Source organism: Enterobacter sp. CM29 (genome assembly GCF_013179605.1).
Lineage (GTDB): Bacteria > Pseudomonadota > Gammaproteobacteria > Enterobacterales > Enterobacteriaceae > Enterobacter > Enterobacter intestinihominis.
This window is the reverse complement of the sequence record NZ_JABMCU010000310.1, coordinates 1-2,541: the sequence shown is the minus strand read 5'-3', so window position 1 is coordinate 2,541 and position 2,541 is coordinate 1. Positions and strand designations below refer to the sequence as shown.

Genomic DNA, 2,541 nt, shown 5'->3' with positions numbered 1-2,541 from the left:
GCACCAGGTGTAACCGAAGGTGCCATGCTCCACGATGCGCTGAAAGCCTTCAATCACGGCGGGTGGCGAGGTGAAATCCATGTCTGCTATCCACAGCGGGATAAATCCCTCCGGGACATCACCGAAACGCGAACACACAAACGCATGATCCCATTTACGGCATTTATCGCTTTTACGCTCAATGATTCTGTCGAAATCAAACACAACGACCCCCTGTTAAATTAAGGCTTCAATGCCGGATTTGACGCTCTGCACCTGCGGGCCGATGATCACCTGAACGCTGTGGGCATCAAGCACCACGACTGACAAGGCGCCAGCGGCCTTCAGCGCCTGCTGGTCGATAAGCCCCATATCTTTCACCACCAGACGTAAGCGGGTAATGCAGTTGTCGAGCGACTCAATATTCTCTTTACCGCCAAGCGCGCGAAGAATAAGCCCATGATCGTATTTTGATTTTCCACGTGCCCGGGTATTGGCTTCCACCGCCTGGAGCGCACCCTGCGCGTCAACCTCACGGCCTGGCGTTTTTATATCGTGCTTGAGGATGTACCAGCGGAAGACGAAGAAGTAGATAGCAAACCAGGCAATACCCACCGGGAACAGCAGATACCATTTGGTCGACATCCCCTGCATGACGCCGAAGATCAGCAGATCCAGAATACCGCCGTCAGTGTTGCCGATGGTGACGCCGAGCAGCGCCATCACCATCAGCGCCAGGCCAGACATAACGATATGAAACGCGTAAAGCACAGGGGCAATAAACAGGAACAGGAACTCAATCGGCTCTGAAATACCCGTGACAACTGAAACCAGCACGCCTGAAAGCAGCAGCCCTTTAATCACCGGACGGTTTTCCGGGCGCGCGGTGCGGTAGATAGCGTAAGCCACGGCAGGCAGGCCGAAGATAAAGGTCGGCATAAACCCTTGCGATAAAAATGCCGTAACGTGCGGGCTAAACGGCAGACCCGCTTTCAGCTCGGCGTAGAAAATGTTCAGCGCACCGGCCACTTCCTGGCCGTTAACCATCTCAATGCCGCCCGCCGGGGTGAAGCGCACCATCGCCAGCAGTATGTGATGCAGGCCAAAAGGTTTGAGTAGCAGCACGCCCACGCCATACAGGAACGGCCCAAAGACGCTGGTGCTCTGGATGATATGACCAATCCCGGCAATGCCCATTGCCACATATTCCCACAGCAGGGGGATGACCAGGCCGACCAGCGACAGGGTGAGGGCGGTAACAATCGGAACAAAACGAATGCCGCTAAAGAAGGCAAATGCGTCGTGCAGCACCGTGTCCTGGAAGCGTTCGTGCAGGAAGTAGGTGATCACCCCTACCACAATGCCGCCGAGCACGCCCATCTCCAGCGTTTGAATGCCAAGCACGATGGATTGTCCCACCTGTCTCATGGTGGCGGCATCCGCAAGCTGGTGGGTGGCGGTCAGGTAGTAGTTGATGCTCATGTTCATCAGCATGTAGCCAACGAATCCGGCAAAAGCGCCCACCGCTTTATTACGCCTGGCAAGGCCCATTGGGATCGCCATGGCAAACATCAGCGGCAGATAGGTAAAAGCAAAGCCACCGACCATGGCGATAAAACCAAAGGTGAGCTGCGTTAACTCGCCGCCCAGAAAGGGAAAACTTTTGATGGTGGAAGGGCTGGTGACAGAACTACCGATACCTAACAACAACCCCATAAAGGCCAATAGCGAAACCGGGAACATAAACGTCTTTCCCAGGCTCTGGAAAAACTCCCACGCTTTCGATTTAAACGACTTTTCCTGTGTCATGTAGGGACTCCTCGGATTTTTAGGATAATGGAAGGCGCTGTCCGGCTTAAGGACGCGCCTTCATATTTGCGAGGCTTATAGTTATTTTTTAGGTACTAACGTTATGCGCGATGGGTTCAGGCTTCAGCCGGAAGCAGCAGCCGGTTCGCCGAGCCGCAAACGGTGATTTTGCTTCTGACCACCTCTTTCATGGCATCCATGCCGACGCGCATGTAGAAGCGCGGATCGTTGCCCTGTGGGTTCTCGGCAAACCAGGCTTTGACTGCGTCAGAGAAGGCGATTTTCAGCTCTGTTGCGACGTTAACTTTGCAGACGCCCAGCTCAATGGTGCGGCGCACATCCTCATCCGGAACATCGCTCGCACCGTGCAGTACCAGCGGCACTGTCACTACCTCGCGGATCTCGGCCAGCCGCTGGAAGTCGATTTTTGGGCGTTTGGTATAGAGGCCGTGCGCGGTTCCGATGGCAACGGCGAGGCTGTCCACGCCTGTCAGTTCGACAAAGCGTTTTGCTTCCTGCGGGTCTGTCAGGAACGCGCTTTCGGCGTCGACGCTCATGTCATCTTCCACTCCACCCAGTCGGCCCAGTTCGGCCTCGACGCTACAGTCGTTGAGGTGACAGAAATCGACGACCGATTTCACCAGCTTGACGTTTTGTTCGAAGGGGTAATGGCTACCGTCGATCATTGCGCTACGTACGCCGGCATGGACTTTGCGGCGAATGTCATCCAGCGATTCGTGGTGATCGAGGTGT

At 55.2% G+C, this 2,541-nt stretch carries 2 protein-coding genes and 1 pseudogene; all 3 read right to left on the bottom strand.

The window, feature by feature from the left end; all coding sequences use genetic code 11:
• A pseudogene (locus HP459_RS22360) lies at positions 1–204 on the bottom strand (aminotransferase); the annotation flags it as partial.
• Positions 205–216: 12 nt separating this feature from the next.
• Entirely contained in the window at positions 217–1,788 is a 1,572-nt protein-coding gene (gene malX, locus HP459_RS22355; RefSeq protein ID WP_022649499.1) for a maltose/glucose-specific PTS transporter subunit IIBC, read from the bottom strand.
• 116 nt (positions 1,789–1,904) lie between these two features.
• Positions 1,905–2,541: ketose-bisphosphate aldolase (locus tag HP459_RS22350; protein ID WP_171936867.1), on the bottom strand; the 637-nt coding region annotated here is incomplete at its 5' end.